Source organism: Streptomyces sp. NPDC103540 (genome assembly GCF_055584445.1).
Window position 1 is genome coordinate 326,248 of the sequence record NZ_JBVJMA010000008.1, and the last position, 15,453, is coordinate 341,700.

The 15,453-nt window shown below is 70.8% G+C and carries 12 protein-coding genes and 1 pseudogene; 6 read left to right on the forward strand and 7 right to left on the reverse strand.

Annotated features, from left to right (window positions below; genetic code table 11):
• The first annotated feature begins 16 nt into the window (after window positions 1-16).
• The 3 genes from ACZ6ZI_RS21530 (at window position 17) to ACZ6ZI_RS21540 (ending at window position 3,917) form a co-directional block, all read left to right on the forward strand.
• Complete coding sequence (locus tag ACZ6ZI_RS21530; protein WP_469523253.1) at window positions 17-550, forward strand: MarR family winged helix-turn-helix transcriptional regulator; 534 nt, start codon at window positions 17-19, stop codon at window positions 548-550.
• Window positions 551-1,009: 459 nt separating this feature from the next.
• Complete coding sequence (locus ACZ6ZI_RS21535) at window positions 1,010-2,425, forward strand: DUF1214 domain-containing protein (protein WP_469523256.1); 1,416 nt, start codon at window positions 1,010-1,012, stop codon at window positions 2,423-2,425.
• Window positions 2,426-2,471: 46 nt separating this feature from the next.
• Window positions 2,472-3,917 carry a hypothetical protein gene (locus tag ACZ6ZI_RS21540; RefSeq protein WP_469523259.1) on the forward strand — a complete coding sequence of 482 codons (1,446 nt, stop codon included), beginning with the start codon at window positions 2,472-2,474 and terminating at the stop codon, window positions 3,915-3,917.
• A gap of 228 nt (window positions 3,918-4,145) precedes the next feature.
• Here the strand turns inward: ACZ6ZI_RS21540 and ACZ6ZI_RS21545 are convergent, their stop codons facing one another.
• Entirely contained in the window at window positions 4,146-4,694 is a 549-nt protein-coding gene (locus ACZ6ZI_RS21545) for a P-loop nucleotide/nucleoside kinase family protein (RefSeq protein ID WP_469523262.1), read from the reverse strand.
• A gap of 392 nt (window positions 4,695-5,086) precedes the next feature.
• Window positions 5,087-5,818, reverse strand: a pseudogene (locus ACZ6ZI_RS21550) (NUDIX hydrolase); the annotation flags it as partial.
• A gap of 758 nt (window positions 5,819-6,576) precedes the next feature.
• Between ACZ6ZI_RS21550 and ACZ6ZI_RS21555 the strand changes: the two are divergent.
• Together ACZ6ZI_RS21555 and ACZ6ZI_RS21560 are read left to right on the forward strand one after the other, a co-directional pair.
• Window positions 6,577-7,062 (forward strand): response regulator transcription factor, encoded by a 486-nt coding sequence (locus tag ACZ6ZI_RS21555; protein ID WP_469523265.1) that lies wholly within the window; start codon window positions 6,577-6,579, stop codon window positions 7,060-7,062.
• A 342-nt stretch (window positions 7,063-7,404) separates the two neighbouring features.
• Window positions 7,405-7,731 carry a hypothetical protein gene (locus tag ACZ6ZI_RS21560; RefSeq protein ID WP_469523268.1) on the forward strand — a complete coding sequence of 109 codons (327 nt, stop codon included), beginning with the start codon at window positions 7,405-7,407 and terminating at the stop codon, window positions 7,729-7,731.
• A gap of 979 nt (window positions 7,732-8,710) precedes the next feature.
• On the opposite strand, the gene ACZ6ZI_RS21565 is transcribed toward ACZ6ZI_RS21560, so the two are convergent.
• The 5 genes from ACZ6ZI_RS21565 to ACZ6ZI_RS21585 are packed head-to-tail and all read right to left on the reverse strand — an operon-like array spanning window position 8,711 to window position 13,972.
• Entirely contained in the window at window positions 8,711-9,460 is a 750-nt protein-coding gene (locus ACZ6ZI_RS21565; protein WP_469523271.1) for a nucleoside phosphorylase, read from the reverse strand.
• Window positions 9,457-10,326, reverse strand: a complete 870-nt coding sequence (locus ACZ6ZI_RS21570) for an ABC transporter permease (RefSeq protein WP_469523274.1) — start codon at window positions 10,324-10,326, stop codon at window positions 9,457-9,459. The genes ACZ6ZI_RS21565 and ACZ6ZI_RS21570 overlap by 4 nt, the downstream gene beginning before the upstream one ends.
• Window positions 10,326-11,441, reverse strand: coding sequence for an ABC transporter permease (locus ACZ6ZI_RS21575; RefSeq protein WP_469523277.1), 1,116 nt, complete (start codon window positions 11,439-11,441; stop codon window positions 10,326-10,328). The genes ACZ6ZI_RS21570 and ACZ6ZI_RS21575 overlap by 1 nt, the downstream gene beginning before the upstream one ends.
• Before the next feature lies 1 nt (window position 11,442).
• Complete coding sequence (locus tag ACZ6ZI_RS21580) at window positions 11,443-12,942, reverse strand: ABC transporter ATP-binding protein (RefSeq protein WP_469523280.1); 1,500 nt, start codon at window positions 12,940-12,942, stop codon at window positions 11,443-11,445.
• Entirely contained in the window at window positions 12,923-13,972 is a 1,050-nt protein-coding gene (locus ACZ6ZI_RS21585) for a BMP family ABC transporter substrate-binding protein (protein WP_469523283.1), read from the reverse strand. The genes ACZ6ZI_RS21580 and ACZ6ZI_RS21585 overlap by 20 nt, the downstream gene beginning before the upstream one ends.
• A 422-nt stretch (window positions 13,973-14,394) precedes the next feature.
• Here ACZ6ZI_RS21585 and mtnA point away from each other — a divergent pair, with 422 nt between their 5' ends.
• Window positions 14,395-15,426 (forward strand): S-methyl-5-thioribose-1-phosphate isomerase, encoded by a 1,032-nt coding sequence (mtnA, locus tag ACZ6ZI_RS21590; protein ID WP_469523286.1) that lies wholly within the window; start codon window positions 14,395-14,397, stop codon window positions 15,424-15,426.
• Window positions 15,427-15,453 lie beyond the last annotated feature (27 nt).

The window sequence follows — 15,453 nt, forward strand, 5'->3', positions numbered from 1 at the left end:
GCCGAGAGGGCAGGCCATGAACCAGACGCGGGCGGGCGAGACCGACACCGACGCGGTCGACGACATCGTCGAGCAGTGGACCGACGAACGCCCCGACCTCGCCGGCGACCTGTGGCCCGTACAGGTCCTGGGACGCCTCCAGCGCCTGGGCGTCGCACTGGAGAAGGAGTTCCGCGCCTTCGCCGCCGAACGAGGCCTCGAACTCGGAGAGTTCGACGTCCTGTCCACCCTCCAGCGCTCCGGCCCCCCCTACGAGCTGACGCCCGGAGCCTTCCGCAAGGCCTCCATGGTCACCCCGGGCGCCATCACCAACCGCATCGACCGCATGGAGGCGAAAGGACTCGTCGAACGGGTCCGCGACACCCGGGACCGCCGCTCGATCAAGATCCGGCTGACCGACACGGGACACGAAATCACCGCCGCCTACATGAAGGACCACCTCGCCAACGAAGCCCGCCTCCTCGCACACTTCGACAGGGACGAGTGCGAGGCCCTCGCAGGCCAACTGCGCCGCCTCCTCATCACCCTCGGCGACACCGACATCCGCTGACACCCACCCCGACGCGGCCCGGCCCGAGTCTTTCGACACCGACGAGCCGGGTCACCCCCAGGTCCACCCACGCGCCTCCCCTACCGCAGACGAAGCCGCGACCTGTTCTTCCCGGCTGCGCTGGATCGTTTCCGCAAGAGCGGGACTCGGCGCGGTCGGACGTCTGCCGTTCGAGCATCCTGATCCGGCTGGCCGCTCCTTCGACCGGCCTGGAGTTCCCGTCGGTGGCCGGCACGGCGGTCACGGCCTCGAGGTCGCGTCCCGGGCCGGCTTCGGCGATCACCCACCCTGGCCGGAGCGCGGCGCCGCCGTCCGGGAACGTAGGGGAGCGGTCGTCGTCTCCCGCGGTCGGGACAGCCGGACGAGTAGTCCTTCCGCCCGCGATGTGTCGTCCGAGGTACTGCCGCCGTCGGCGCTGGTAGGTAGGGAAGAGACACCTCCTCCAAGCCGGAAGACCACATGAGAACAAACCTGCGCGCAGCACCGTTCCGCCGTCGTACCCGGTTCGTCGCGCTGGCCGCAGCCGCCGCACTCCTTGTCGGCGGTACGGGTGCGGCACATCCGAAGCCCTCGCCCGTGCCCCCGGGCGGGGAGGCCGGTCGCGCCTTCCAGGCGGCGGCGAGCTACGTCGAGCACTTCTACCCTCGCTGGTTCACTTGGCACCAGAACCCGGCGGACCTCGGGGCCAACAGCCTCACCGGCCCGGTCCGCATGGGGCCCCTCTTCGGGCTCGTCGTCGCACCCAACGACGACACCCTCTACGCCCGAGCCTTCGTGGACATGACCGCCGGACAGCCCCTGGTCCTCACGGTCCCGGCCACCAACGCCTCGCACTCGCTCCACACCAGCGGCCTCTTCGGCGACGTCTTCGTCACTTCGGTGGGTGACGGCACGCCGGGAACCTACGCATTGGTCCCGCCCGGCTGGACGGGGACCCTCCCGGGCGGGATGACCCGCGTCGACGTACCGCTGGCGGCGTCCTCGTGGATCTTCCGGGCGGACAAGTACTCTTCCACCGGCGTCGACCAGATCGCCGAGGCCGAGCGGTTTCGGCGCGGTCTGCGCCTGGCAACCCTGGCCGACTACCGACGGGACCCCACTGCGGGCGCGACCAGGTTGCTGCCCCTCATCGCCTACGGGGCCAAACTGAAGTCCATCGCCGACGAGCAGGTCGCCCGGGCTCCGCTCGCGTTCCTGCGCGAGCTCCAGCGCGGCATGCACGCCCCGTCGACCGCTCCGCTCACGCCGGCCGACAAGGCCGTCGCCGACCGCTTCGACCGCCTGTTCGGCAACGGCTTCACCCCGGAGCACCGGGAACAGTTCGTCCGCGGGACCCAGGCGGCACACGCCCGGATCGTACGCAACTACCTGACCCACACGATCCCCACCAACTGGGTGCACTTCGCCAACATCGGCGTCTGGAAGCCCGACGAGTACCTGGACCGGTCCTCCATCGGCGAGTTCCTCCAGTACGGCAACACCCTCACCACCGCCTCCTACTTCCACGCGTTCACCGACGGCTCCGGAGCCCGGCTCGACGCCGCCCGCCGTGGCTACCGGATCACCTTCCCGCCGGGCGGACAGCCTCAGGCCCGCAGGTTCTGGTCGGTGACCGCCTACCTGCCCGGCTCCATCACCCTCGTGCCGAACGACGCCGACAAGTACCTCGTCGGCAGCTACACCCCCGGCCTGCGGACCGACCCCGACGGGTCTCTGACCATCTACCTCACCCCCGAGAAGCCCGAGGGCGTGCCGGAGGCGAACTGGCTGCCCGTACCGGCAGGGCAGTTCAACACGATGCTGCGCGTCTACGGCCCCGAGGGCAGCGCGGCCGACGACACCTACGTCCCCCCTGCGGTCACCCCGCTCGACTGAAGCGGGTCGCACCGCTCCGTCTTCTCCCCCGCACAGACGAGGAGCCATGTCACTTCTCACCACCCTTCGCCGCAAGGCCGCCCTGGTCGCCCTCGCCGGCGCCCTGGCCGCCGGACCAGCCCTGGTCGCCCCCGCGGCGTCCGCCGATCCCCGCCCACCCGCCCCGCCTCGGATCCCCGAGGAACTCGTGGTCGACGCCCCGACCACCCCCGGAGTCACTTCACGCTGCGCCTGGCCGCTGCTCGCCACCGCGAGCAACCTCAACGTGGCCTTTCCCGACAGCAACTCCTCGTACTGGGTGATCCCCTACCGATTCAGCCCCGGTATGAAGCTGACGGTCACCGGTACCTTTCCGCAGGCCCGCTTCTTCTCCTTCAGCACCTACGACAACCAGTTCTCACCGGTGCAGGGCGGCCCCGACCTGCTGTACGACGCCCAGATCCGTCCCGACGACGGCGCCCCCAACCCGTACGCCGTCCCCGGAGCCTCGTACGACGCCACCTACACCGCGACGATCACGGCCAACGGCATCGAGGGCCCCAACCCGCTGCGTGCGGTGCCCCCCGGCGGCAACGGCGTCGGGTACCTGATCTTCCGCGTCTACATCCCCACCGATCCGGACGAGCCGGCCGGCACACCCGCGCTGCCCGCCGTCACGGTCACGGGCGCCGGCGGTGTGGCGACCCCGCTGCCGCCGTGCCCGAACCCCGGTGGCAACACGCTCGTCAACGCGCTGCTGACGGCGTTCGTGTACGCCGTCGCCCCCGGCCCGTACCCGGACCTGTGGGCGGAGCCGCTCTTCGCCCACCAGCCGCCCTCCTACGAGGCCGGCCTGTTCCCCAACAGCGCCAGCCAGTACATCGCCTCGCCGCTGACCTACCAGTCACGGCGCATCGTGGTGGTTCGAGGCAAGGGGCCCCAGGCTCCGGACACCAGTCACGGCCAACCGGTCACCCGACCCCAGGACATGCGCTACTGGTCGATGTGCAACAACGTCTACGCCAAGCCGTACCCGGTGACCTCCTGCGCCGGCGACTACCAGACAACGATGGACGCCTCGGGCCGGTACACCTATGTCGTCTCCACGCCCGAGGACCGGCCGCGCAACGCGACGACGGCCAACGGGGTGACCTGGCTCCCTTGGGGCACCAACCTCATCGGCCGCCCGGCGCCGCGCGACATCCTGCTCCTGCGCAACATGCTGCCGAACCCCGACTTCACGCACGCCGTGCAGAACGTCCCCGCCGACGGTCTGCCCGAGACGGCGCGGCGCATCATGGGCGACTACTACCCGGAGTCCGTCTACTGCTCCCCGGCGGTGTTCGAGAGAGGTGGTGCCGACGCCTGCTTCGCTGCGGTCGAGCAGCCGAGTGGACCGGGAGCCCCGGACCATGGCCACGGGAAGCCGGGCAAGCCGGGCAACCAAGGTGAGCCCGGCAAGCCGGGACAGCCTCACGGTCGCCCGCCGGCCGAAGGTGCCTCCCGTACCTGAAACCGGCTCCGCCTCCCGGCCGGCGGTGGCCGGCTCCGCGGCCCCTGGAAGCTCCTTGCCCAAGGGAGTCGGACATGGAGAGGCGGGGCCGGTGCCCCGGCCGTGACACGTACGTGAGCCGGTACCCGCGCGGGTACCGGCTCACGCCCCGACAACCACGCGCAGTTCGTGGGGGGACACCCTGGCGATGGTCGTGCTCCAAGGGTGGCGGCTTGAGCAACAGGGCGATCATGCGCCTTGGAGGTGGGCGGTGATCTCGGCCAGGGAGGGTCGGTATCCGTCGGACGTGTCCACACGCAGGACGCGTGCACGGAGGGAGATCTCGACGAAGGCCTCGGGGTCGTAGCCACCGGTGGCGATGTCGGTGAGCAGTCGCTCGTCGGCGTGCGCCGCACGGTGCGGGTCCAGGGCGGCGCGTTCCCTGATCCGTTCCGTGAGGGTATGGGCGGGGGCGTGGCAGCGGATGACCCGCAGGTCGGCGATGTCGGCCAGGGGTTGCAGACCGGGTCGCCAGAGCCGGTCCTGGTAGGCGGCCTCGGCGACCACGGTCACCCGGGCGCGGAGCAGGACGCCGAGGGTGCCGAAGAACGCCTCCATGACGGGGGTGTTGAGGGCGTCGGTGTCCGTCGCTGCCCGGCCGAGGGTGGCCACCATGCCCTGCTTGAGTTCGTCGCGCAGGATGGCGGGGCACCCCAACTCGGCGGCAAGTGCCCGGGCGAGGGTGGACTTCCCGGATCCCGGGGGACCGCTGACGGCGATGAGGCGGGGTTTTCGCATGGGTTGAACTCCGTAGGCAGGAGGAATCCAGGGCAGGCTGCCGAGGGCGGCACGGGGGTGAGGCCATGCGGGGGCGCTGGTTGCGACCCGGGTGCCGGGGCAGCTCGGCGGGGGTGACGGGCCGGCGGCCGGAAGAGGAAGTGGCGGACGTCCTCGCGGGGCAGGACCGGCGACGGCCGCCCCGGGGCCCGATCGTGGGGGCCGGGTCCGGCACCCGGCCCGGGACCGGCTCGCCGCCCCTCGGTGAGCGTCAGGTCGGCGGGGTCGCCGTTCCACCGGGCGGTGAACACCTGGATCGGCACGGTCAGGCCGTCTGTGCCGGTCGCGAGTTCGACGGCGTACGGCTCGACGACGCCCACTTCGAGCCCGGCCCCCTCGCGTAGTTCTCGTCGGACGGTGTCCTCGAGCGAAGCGTCGCCCGGCTCGCGGCCTCCGCCGAGCAGCGCCCAGGCCCCGGGCTCCCGGTTCCCGGGACGGTCGTCGCGCAGGTGCAGCAGGTAGCGGCCGTGCCCGTCGTGGACCAACGCCGAGGCGTCGACCGGCTCGATGCGGCCGTCGAGCCCGCAGGCGCGGAGCTTGGCCCGCAACTGCGGGGCCGCGACCTCGTCGAGGGGACGCCACTCGGCGGCCGAGACCTCCTCCGTGCGCACCGTGACCTCGACGTCCCCGTCCACCGGCCGGAAGACGAAGCGGAAGTCCCAGTGCTGGTGCGCGCCTTCGCCCTTGGCGGGGTTGGCGCCGACGTCGAAGACGTCGATGTCGATGGGCAACAGACCGTACGTGGCGGTGGCACACAGGGCACCGGGCGGGATGCCGGCCTCCTCGTGGACCTCGCGCAGTGCCGTCGCCGGCAGCGTGCGATCACCTGCCTCGACGTGCCCGCCGGGTGCCAGTATCAGCCCGAAGAGGTTGTGGTGGACGAGCAGGACACGGCGGTCGTCGTCGACGACGACAGCGCTGCAGGTGATGTGCCCCGGAACCGTCGAGCGGCTCGTGGGATCGGCGTCCGCGTCCAGCAGCCGTAACAACGGTGCGAGCGCGGGTGTTTCGGCCGGATGACGTTCCAGGTAGGCGGTGACGAGATCGTGGATGTGTGAGCGGGTGGGTGGCAAGAGCGGCCTCACAGGTGGGAGGGGCGGGGGCAGGGATCAACCGGCGACGTTCACCGGCGTGGTGCAGGTCGATCGACGTCGGCGGCGGCTGGAAGCCGGACGACGAGAGCGGTGTCGTCGTCGGCAGACGGCACGGGCCCGCCCTCCGATCCGGCCCGCATCGCCGCAGGCGGACGCGGCAGCTCGACGACCGTTCACGCCACCCACCTCGTACTTCGTCGCATCACCCCGCTGCGCGCGGATACCGGACCGATGGGGGCCCGGCGTCGGAAGGAGACCCGGGGGCAGCCGCCGTTCGAATTCGCGAGGCCGATGGACGGAGGCGGATTCAACGTTCACGATGTCCTCCATCTGGGCGGCGGGTTGGTACTGGTGCTCCAAGAACGCCCCGAATCGACGGCCGTAACGGCCCCGAACGGGGGAATGTCTCGAACGTGAATGCGAGCTTCTCGCCGAGGGCAAGGGCTGCTTGCCTGGTCGGTTCTGAACTCACACGTTCGAGTGGTCGCCGAGCTGCGGCACCCGATCAGGGGCTTGTGCGGACCTTCCGTCGATCGGGTGTAGGGGTGGACCAACGTGTGTGACGGCGGACCATGTCCAGGTCCTTACCGGAGAAGGCGCTCGGGGCCTGCGAAGCGTCGAGCCGTGTTGCGCCTACCCTTCAGGACCTCCACGTACCGGAGTTCCTGCCCTACCGTGCCTTCGACGGTGTCTTTCCGCCTTCCTCGCCCTCTCCGCAGCGAAGCCACGGACGGTGGCGCACGGTCGCGATGGGCGGCTGGGCGCGGTGCGACGTCTGCCGACCTGCTGCGGTCGGCCACTCATCGGAGGCATTGGTGAAGTACGTGCCTACCGCGTCTCAGGAACCGTCCCTGCGGGATTTGGTGGGTTGTCGCTTGAGAAATGCGGGAGTGACGGTTGTTCAGGTGAAGACCGGTCACCAGGTTTTCGGCGAGCTGAAGGAGAAGATCGCTGACCTTCTGATCTACGACGTCGACCAGCAGGACGCGAGCGGCAAAGAGATCATCGGGCGGATCCAGAACGAACTCGGTTCGAACATGCCGGTCGTTCTCCTGACGCAGGACAGGGCGATCGAGGGACTGGACGCTGTGGAAGTGCTGTTCAAGCCCTTCGACGTTCAGACGCTGACGAACAGGGTGAGGCCCACCACTGGGCTTGATCGTCAACATCATCCTGGACCTGCTCGCTCTCGCGCTGGCCGGTATCCCGAACCGGATCATGGACCAAACTCTTGACATGAGCATCTTTGCGGCGGTCGGAAACTTTCTCTTCCTCGCCGTTTGCCGTGGCTTTCTCCGCATCATCGTCTTGTTGGTCTGGCGCTGACGACCACCTCTCGACCCGTACCCGTCGCTCTGACTGGAGGATCTCGGGTTGTGGTCGGGTGATGACGGTTCATGATCCACACCTCGGTTCGGGTGTGATCGCGGCCATTCTTAGGATCGGGACACCGTTCGAAGGCCCCGCTATTGCGCCACCTGGGTGAATGTCAGGCTGTGCTGCATTTGTAGAAGTGGGTGTACGGGAAGGCGTGTCCGAGCCGGTCCTTCCGGTGCCGTTCAACGTGAGGAAACGTCATGCGTCTCCGTAACACCGTCATTGCCGCGTCCGCTGCCCTGTTGATGACTCTGTCTACGACGAGTTCTGCTCATGCAGCCATCGGCGAATTCGAGTACAGGGGCTCCCTCCTGCGCACCCGTGTCCTGGAGAACCCGGTGAACGAGGAGTGCATCAACATCGAGCACGCCACGGACCTGACCCCGGCGTCCGCTCCGTGGAACAAGACCGACTCCACCGCCACCGTCTTCCTCGACTTCAACTGCGAGGGTGACACCTACTACGTGATGAACCCCGGCAAGAAGCTCGGCCTGCTGCTGAAGTTCCGCTCGGTCGTCTTCAACTGACCTCCACCGAACACACGACACAAACCGGCCCGGACGCTGCACTGCAGCGCCGGGCCGACACGCGCGCCCCTTGCGAACGGGTGCGGAGCCGGCACTGAATGGGCGCCGGCCGGGACGGAACAGCTTTCCTGCTCAGGCTGGAGGGATCGATCCTGGCTGTCACGAGGTGACAGAACTGCTGCCGGAGGGCGTCAAACGGCAGGACGGCCAGCGCCACGAGCATCGCTGTTCGCATGGTGCGCTGAACACGGACGGGTCCGACGGCCCTTCCGGAACCCCCGGAGCCCCCGGAACCCCCGGAGTCCACGGCCCCGCAGGCCCCGCCGGTCCTCGACCACTCGCATGGCCGTGAAGTGCGGGGCAGAATGCGAAGCCGCCTCCGACCGTACTCGTGCGCACCGCCGCCCGGGTAGATGATCACGGCGGAGTCCACGTACGGCAGTTGGACGGTGTGAGGGAACGGCAGCCCTTCGGGCGACTCTCGACGGCCGCCCCTTGAGTGGCGAGGCAACCATGCGCATCAGCCCGTCGCCGGCGCGGGGTGCGGCCCCCGTCACCGGGGCCGCGATGAGGGCTGCACCCCGGCCGACCTCTCAACCCCCTGACCTGCGAACCGGGCGGCGCTTCACGGATACCAGGCAGGTCCTGACACCCGCCGTGGCTCCGCCGCGCCGCGCCGCGCCCGCCGCTCCGGCTGTCGTGGATCAGGGCGGTGTGCGAACGCCGGAGCCACAGGCCCGCGTGGGCCATGACTCCGGTCGTGGCCTCAGAACCCGTCAGCAAGCAGGTTGTTCGGAGGGATTGCGTCCCTCCGAACACCTGGGCGCCCTTCCTTGAGAGAGCATGGTTCACCGGACTCCGAAATGTCCTACCGCAGGGAGTGCCGAGGTCACCGGGCCGCGCGGAGAGCACACTGCGCGGAGACACCGCACAACAGTGCCCCCGGAGGACCAGGCCGCCGCGGGGTCTGAGCCGGGCCTCATGCCTCGCCTTCGGCCAGGAGGAGCAGAGCCTCCAAGGCGACGGCGCTGCCTCGCGAAACTCCGTCCGCCACCACCCGGCGGTGCGGGTCGTAACCGCCGGTGGCCTCCTCGTCCACCAGGTCGTCGGCGTTCGCCCCGTCCACCACCAGCAGTCCGCCCGCGACCAGTCCCCGCAACGAGGCCGTCACGAGGAGTGCGGCGAGTTCCATCTCGATCGCTGCGAGGCCGGCGTTCTCGTAGACGGGGAAGGGAACGAGACCGGGCTGGAAGGCGGCACGGGTCCAGACGATGCCCCGGTGGTGGGCCGCTCCGGCTTCGCGGGCGGCCTGCTGGAGGGCGAGTACCGCTTCCGGTGCGGCGAGGGCGGGGTACTCCGGAGGCAGCAGTTGGCCTGTCACCCCGTCGTCGCGTACCGCGCCCTCGGCGATCACCAGGTCGCCGTCGGCGATTCCGGGGCGGATCGCCCCGGCCGTGCCCAGTCTGACGAAGGTGCGCACGCCCGCCTCGGCCAGCTCCTGGAACAGCAGGATCGCTCCGGGGGCGCCGACCCCGTGTGAGGCGACCGCCACCGGAAGTCCCCGCCGGGTGCCGGCGAAGAGGCGGTACTCGCGGTGGTGGGAGAGCTCCTTGGCGTCTTCGAGCAGTCCGGCGACGGCTTCGGCCCGCGCAGGATCTCCGACGACGAGCGCGTGGGCCGGCAGGCCGGTGCGCGGGATACGGGTGAGGGGCAGCGGTTGCTGTGTCATGCCGTGGCTCCAGTGGTACGTGCGGCACGGCGGCGACGGCCCGCCGTGGTCAGGAAGAGGGCGGCGAGGGTGACGGCGTACGGCGCCGCGTCCGTGGCCTGTTGGGGCAGGCCGAGGCCTTGCAGCCGGAAGCCGATCGCTTCGGCGACGGCGAACAGCAGGGCGGCGAGCACGACGCCCAGGGGCGCCGCCCGGCCGAGCATGACGGCGACGACCGCGATCCATCCGCGACCGGCGGTCATGTTCTCGGAGAACAAGGTGACGTTTCCGAGGGACAGTTGGGCGCCGGCCAGACCGCACAGCACCCCGGAGGCAAGGATCGCGCCGTAGCGGTACTTCGCGGGGTTCACACCCAGCGCCGCCGCCGCGTCGGGTGCCTCACCGACCCCGCGCAGCCTCAGCCCCCATACGTGGCGGGCGAGGCTGAAGGCTGCGAGGAGGGCGGCGGCCCAGGCGAGGTAGGTGAGCGGTGACTGGCCGCCGATCAGCGGGAGTCCGGTCAGGAGGGGGTCGTCGAAGGTGCCCCGTACTCCGAAGACCGTGCGGAGCAGGAAACCGGTGAGGCCGACGGCGAGGAGGTTCATGGCCACGCCCAGCACCACGGCGTCCCCGCGCAGGGTCACCGTGCCCACGGCGAGGATTACCGAGTACGCGGCGGCGGCGACCGCCGCGGCGAGTACTCCGAGCCACGGGCTGCCGGTGAACCAGGCGGTGGCGACGGCGCTGAAGCAGCCGACCAGCATCATGCCCTCCAGGCCGATGTTGAAGACGCCGGCCCGCTCGCAGATCGCGCCGCCGAGCGCTGCGAGGAGGATCGGGGTGAGGGCGCGCAGGACCGAGAGGACGAGGTCGGTTTCGAGGGCCATCAGGCGACCTTCTCCTTCTCGGGTTGCGTATCGGGTGCGGTGGCGGGTCCGGGCGCGGGTTCCTTCGCGTCCGTACGTCGTCGGCCCGCGCGCCGTGGAAGCCGCGGGCGGGAGGCGAGCAGGACGATGACCAGCGCCTGGAGCACCTGTGTCAGCTCGCGCGGTACCTCGGTGGCCCGCTCCATGCTCAGGCCGCCGACCTGGAGGATCGTGAAGACGAGCGCGGCGAGGACGGTGCCGGCCGGGGCGGCGTTCGCGAGCAGCGCGGCAGTGAGCCCGGTCCAGGTGTATCCGGGTGCGGTGAGCGCGCCGTCGAGGAAGCGGTGCGGGAAGCTCAGCACCCCGATGGCTCCGACCAGGCCGGCGATCGCCCCGGAGGCGCCCATCAGGCGCAGGGTCAGTCTCGCTCGGTCCACGCCGGCGTAGGCCGCGAAGCGCGGGCCCAGGCCGGTCATCCGTACCTCGTAGCCCGCGCTGGTGCGCGTGTCGACGAAGAAGTGGACCGCGGCCGCCGCGACCACCAGGAGCAGACCGACGGTGACCGTGGTCGACCCGAGCACCGGCAGCGCCACGCCTTCGGGCAGTCGGCGGGTCTGCGGCAGGCTCGAGCCGGGTTCCTTCAGCGGATACCGGGCCAGGTAGGAGGCGAAGGAGACGGCCGGGTAGGACAGCAGCAGGCTGCTCACGAGCAGCGGTACCCCCAGGCGTGTCTCGCACACGGCGGCGAGTACGGCGTACGCGGCCCCGGCCGCCATTCCGGCGAGGAGGGCGGCGACGACGGCGAGCGGGGCGGGCAGCGGGGCGTGGAGTCCGGTGACGGTGGCGGCGAGGCCTCCGAGGACGAGTTGCCCGTCGCCGCCGAGGTTCACGAGGCCCGCGCGGAGCGGTACGGCCAAGGCGAGGGCCATGCCGAGGACGCTGGTGCCGGCGGTCAGGGTGGCGGCGAGCCCGTCGGGGCCGAGGGAGCCGCTCAGGACCGCCCCGTACGCGGTGAACGGGTTCGCGCCGGTGGCGGTCAGCAGGAGGGAGCCGATGAGGAGGGCTGCGGTGACGGAGAACAGGGCGGGGGAGCGGAGCGGCGACGTGAGGGCGCTGGGGGTAGGGGTGGTGGTCATGTCAGGCTTCCGCTCCGGCCAGGGCCAGGCCCAGGCGGTGTTCGTCGGCTTCGCCGCGGGAGTAGGAGGCCGATATACGGCCCTCGAACATCACGAGGATCCGGTCCGACAGGGCGCGGATCTCGCTGAGTTCGGCCGAGACCAGCAGGACGGCGCGGCCCTGGTCGCGGTAGGCGATCAGGTGATCGTGGATCTGCTGGATGGCGCCGATGTCCACGCCGCGCGTGGGTTGTTCGACCAGCAGCAGGGGTGCGTCGTGGGCGAGCTCGCGGCCGACCAGCAGCTTCTGGAGGTTGCCGCCGGAGAGGGCTCCGGCCGTGGTCGCGGGCGAGGACGTCTTGATGCCGAACCGTTCGATCAGGGCGTGGGCGTGCTCGCGTACGGCCGTGGGGTGCAGCAGTCCGTGCCGGGTGGCGAGGGGGCGCCGGTGGTGTCCCATCACCAGGTTCTCGGCGACCGAGGCGGCGGGCGCGGTACCCACCACCGCGCGGTCCTCCGGTACGTAGGCGAGGCCCGCCGTGCGGCGTGCGGCCGGCGAGGCGTGGGTGATGTCGTGCCCGGCGAGTTCCACACGGCCCGAGTCGACGGGGCGCAGTCCCGCGAGCGCCTCGATCAGCTCGCTCTGCCCGTTGCCCGCGACGCCGGCGATCCCGACGATCTCGCCGGCCCGTACCGTCAAGTCCGCTCCGCGCACTCCCGTCACGGACAGCACCACCCGGCCGGGGGTGCCGGGGGGATGGACGCGGTCCAGTTCCACCCGGCGGCCGGTCATCGCCTCGGCCAGTTCGGCCGCCGTGGTGTCGCGGGTGCGCAGCCGGGCGGTGACCCGGCCGTCCCGCAGCACCGTGACGTCGTCGCTGCCCTCCAGCACTTCGTGCAGCTTGTGGGTGACGAGGATCACGGAACGTCCTTGTGCGGTGAGGTTCTTGAGGACGGCGAACAGCCGGCCGGCCTCGTCGGGCGTGAGGACGGCAGTGGGCTCGTCGAGGATCAGGACGCGGGCGCCCCGGTGGAGCAGTTTGAGGATCTCCACGCGCTGGCGTACTCCGACGGGCAGGCTGCCGACGCGGGCGTCGGGGTCGACCGGCAGCCCGTGTTCCTCGGCGAGTTCACGCACGCGGCGGCGTGCGGCGGCCCGGTCGACGAGGCCGTGGCGGCGCGGCTCCGCGCGGTAGACGACGTTCTCGGCGACGGTCAGTGAGTCGAAGAGGCGGAAGCCCTGGTGGACCATGCCGAGCCCGGCGGTGATCGCGTCGGTCGGGGAGGCGAAGGCCCTCTCGCGTCCGTCGACGCGGATCGTGCCCGCGTCCGGACGTTCCGTCCCGTAGAGGATCGCCATCAGCGTGGACTTGCCGGCGCCGTTCTCCCCCATCAGCGCGTGGATCTGGCCGCGCCGCACGGTGAGGTCGACCGCGTCGTTCGCGAGCGTGCCCGGGTAGCGCTTGGTGATGCCGCGAAGTTCGACGACCGCGGCGGCCGGGCTACTTGGCTGCGGGATCATCGACCTTCAGCTCTCCGGAGACGATTTGGTCGCGCAGCTGCTTCACCCGATCCAGGACCGGGGCGTGCCGGGCGATGACGCACTGGGACTCGGCGAGGCCGGGCTCCAGGCCGGTCAGGCTGATGCCGCCCTCCTTGAGCCCGTACGAGACGACCTGGCCGACCTGGTCGCCGAGCGCCTGCTCGATGCCCTTCTCCACGGCGACGTCCGTCTTCTTGATCACGTTGTCGACGACGGTTCCGGGTGCGGAGACGCACTGGTTGGCGTCGACGCCGTACACCAGGACGCCCTTTTCCTTCGCCGCCTCGAATACGCCGTAGTTGCCCGCCGCGGCGGCCGCCATCAGCTGATCGGTGCCGGCCGCGATCAGGGAGCTCGCCTGCTCCTTGGCGCGGGCGGAGTCGTTGAAGGGCGACTGGCCACCGACGAACCGGGTGGTCGCCTCGCCGGCGGGCGCGGTCTTCTTCGCGCCGGCCGCGAACGGGTCGCTGTACCGGCGGAACTGGGGCGTGTCGAGCACGTCCACCGCCCCGACCTTGCCGCTCTTGGTGAGCAGCCCGGCCTCCGCGCCGGCGAGGAAGACCCCTTCGTGTTCGCGGAAGACGGCGCAGCTCACGTTGGGGTACGTCTTCTGGGTGCAGGCGTCGACGATCAGGAACTTCTGGTCCGGGCGGGCTTCGGCGTGCCGGCCGACGAGGTCGGCGAACTCGAAGCCGACCAGGACGATCACCTGTGGCTTCGCGTCGACCGCTGCCTGGACGTTCTGCTGCCGGGAGGCCGCGTCGGTGGACTCGTACACCTTGGAGCCGCCGGAGCGCGCCTTGGCGGCCGCCCTCACCCCCTCGACGGAGAGCCTGAGGAACTCGTTCTGCCCCACCGCGTCCGGGGTGACGAGCGTGAAGGTGGGGCCGGTGCTCTTGCCGACCTCGTCCTTCTTCGCGGCGGCGGCGTTGCAGCCGGTGGCGAGCAGGGCCGCGCCGGCCGCGGTGGCGGCGAGTCGAAGGGCGCGGTTACGGGATCTCCGGGACATGGAGGTGACCTTCCGAAACGGTTCGGGTGTACGACGGCGCGGGTGTGCCGAGGTACGGCGGTACAGCGGTACAGCGGTGCGTGGGACGGGTAGGCGACCGCTTGTGGACGGGCGGCGCACCGGGTACGTGAAATCCACGTGAAATCAGCCGGGTTGTGAACGGGCTCGTCGAGAGCCGGGCGAACGGGCGCTCAGCCGCGACAGGCGTCGCTGGAGCACCGGCCGTGGTCGAGGTAGCGGCGCAGCGTCAGCAGCATGTGCGCTCTCCCCTCGGGCTACGGTGCAACAGATTGTTGAGGCCAGAGAGTAACACCGGGGTGCGGTTGAGCGACCCTGCCGTCTCGAACTGTGGTTGCCACGACTGCTGTACGGTGACGCGCACCCCTCCCCCCGCCACCCTTGAGCCTTTGGAGTGCACTGTCATGACCAGGGAACTGCGTGCCGTCGAGTGGACCGGAGACGCCCTCGCGCTGATCGACCAGACCGCTCTGCCCCATCGCAAGGAGGTGCTGCGCGTCCAGGACGTCGACGGCCTGGTGGACGCGGTCCGCCGGCTCGTGGTGCGCGGCGCCCCGGCGATCGGCGCGGCCGGAGCGTACGGCGTGGCGATCGCGCTGTTGCAGGGCGAGCGCGAGGGCTGGGACCGTGCGCGGGTACGCGAGGAGGTCGCACGGATCCGGGCGGCGCGGCCGACCGCCGTCAACCTGGCGGTGTCCGTGGACCGGGTGCTGGAGAGGCTGGACGAGGGAGTGGCGGCGGTGCTGGCCGAGGCCACCGCCGTACAGCGCGAGGACGTCGAGGCCAACCACGCGCTGGGCCGGCACGGCGCGGACTGGCTGCTGAAGGCGAGCGGCGGGGATCGGCCGTTGCGGATCCTGACGCACTGCAACACCGGCGCGCTCGCCACCGCCGGGTGGGGAACGGCGCTCGGGGTGATCCGAGAACTGCACTCTCGTGGGCGGCTCGAAGCGGTGTACGCCGACGAGACACGACCGCTGCTGCAGGGATCCCGACTGACCGCCTGGGAACTGGCCGAGGAGGGCATCGCGCACTACGTCCAGGCCGACGGCGCGGCAGCGGGAACCATCCTGCGGAGGGAGGTCGACGCCGCGGTGGTGGGCGCCGACCGGATCGCCGCGAACGGGGACACCGCGAACAAGGTCGGCACGGTCGCCATCGCCCTGGCGTGTGCACACGCGGGCATCCCGTTCATCGTGGCCGCGCCCACCACAACGGTGGACCTGGCGACCGCGAGTGGCGAGGACATCACCATCGAACTGCGCGGTGAGGAAGAGGTGTTGGAATGGGCCGGTGTCCGCGTCGCGCCCGCCGGCTCGCGCGGCCACAACCCGGCCTTCGACGTGACACCGGGCAGCCTGGTGACCGCACTGGTGACCGAACGCGGCGTGCTGGAGATATCGGCGGGCGAATACCCCGTTGATCACCTGGCCTGAGCCGGGGCCTGCCTTCGGCACGGCGGG

What these genes read in the sequence shown, in the direction of transcription:
- ACZ6ZI_RS21530 (WP_469523253.1), top strand. Translation starts at nt 17, where the DNA reads ATGAACCAGACGCGGGCGGGCGAGACCGACACCGACGCGGTCGACGAC.
- ACZ6ZI_RS21535 (WP_469523256.1), top strand. Translation starts at nt 1,010, where the DNA reads ATGAGAACAAACCTGCGCGCAGCACCGTTCCGCCGTCGTACCCGGTTC.
- ACZ6ZI_RS21540 (WP_469523259.1), top strand. Translation starts at nt 2,472, where the DNA reads ATGTCACTTCTCACCACCCTTCGCCGCAAGGCCGCCCTGGTCGCCCTC.
- ACZ6ZI_RS21545 (WP_469523262.1), bottom strand. Translation starts at nt 4,694, where the DNA reads ATGCGAAAACCCCGCCTCATCGCCGTCAGCGGTCCCCCGGGATCCGGG.
- ACZ6ZI_RS21555 (WP_469523265.1), top strand. Translation starts at nt 6,577, where the DNA reads ATGGGCGGCTGGGCGCGGTGCGACGTCTGCCGACCTGCTGCGGTCGGC.
- ACZ6ZI_RS21560 (WP_469523268.1), top strand. Translation starts at nt 7,405, where the DNA reads ATGCGTCTCCGTAACACCGTCATTGCCGCGTCCGCTGCCCTGTTGATG.
- ACZ6ZI_RS21565 (WP_469523271.1), bottom strand. Translation starts at nt 9,460, where the DNA reads ATGACACAGCAACCGCTGCCCCTCACCCGTATCCCGCGCACCGGCCTG.
- ACZ6ZI_RS21570 (WP_469523274.1), bottom strand. Translation starts at nt 10,326, where the DNA reads ATGGCCCTCGAAACCGACCTCGTCCTCTCGGTCCTGCGCGCCCTCACC.
- ACZ6ZI_RS21575 (WP_469523277.1), bottom strand. Translation starts at nt 11,441, where the DNA reads ATGACCACCACCCCTACCCCCAGCGCCCTCACGTCGCCGCTCCGCTCC.
- ACZ6ZI_RS21580 (WP_469523280.1), bottom strand. Translation starts at nt 12,942, where the DNA reads ATGATCCCGCAGCCAAGTAGCCCGGCCGCCGCGGTCGTCGAACTTCGC.
- ACZ6ZI_RS21585 (WP_469523283.1), bottom strand. Translation starts at nt 13,972, where the DNA reads ATGTCCCGGAGATCCCGTAACCGCGCCCTTCGACTCGCCGCCACCGCG.
- mtnA (WP_469523286.1), top strand. Translation starts at nt 14,395, where the DNA reads ATGACCAGGGAACTGCGTGCCGTCGAGTGGACCGGAGACGCCCTCGCG.